The following is a 584-nucleotide window of genomic DNA, read 5'->3' on the forward strand; positions in this document are numbered from 1 at the left end:
ACACCAATAGCACCATTATCAACAGTAACGTTGAGTGATGGCACTATGGTAACGCTAAACACTAATGGCACATTAGATGTAACGCCAGCGACAGATAGTACAGAGCCAATCAATTTCGATTACACGGTAGAAGATGAAGATGGTTTAACCGATACTGGTAATGTAGACATCACTTTCACGCAGCTACCACCAGTAGCTGACAATGAAGTAGTCACAGGAGCAACGATAAACACGTTAGTACCAGTAGATGTATTAGATGGCGATGACGACCCAGATGGCGATAATGCCAATTTAACGATTACAGAGATTATCGACCCAGATGGTACAGTATTCTCAATTACAGATGGCGCTACAGTAACTCTATCAGATGGCACAGATGTAACGTTAACAGGCGGACAATTAGAAGTGACACCAGTGACAGATAGTACAGAGCCAATCAATTTCGACTACACGGTAGAAGATGAGGATGGCTTAACCGATACTGGTAATGTAGACATCACTTTCACTCAGCTACCACCAGTAGCGGACAATGAAGTAGTCACAGGAGCAACGATAAACACGTTAGTACCAGTAGATGTATTAGA

General features: G+C 42.6%; 1 protein-coding gene. It reads left to right on the forward strand.

The window, feature by feature from the left end:
* Positions 1-584, forward strand: a 584-nt coding sequence (locus ACFQ1Q_RS09015; protein WP_386130223.1) for an Ig-like domain-containing protein, incomplete at both ends; no start/stop codon positions are given.

This window comes from Winogradskyella litorisediminis (genome assembly GCF_042675765.1).
Lineage (GTDB): Bacteria > Bacteroidota > Bacteroidia > Flavobacteriales > Flavobacteriaceae > Winogradskyella > Winogradskyella litorisediminis.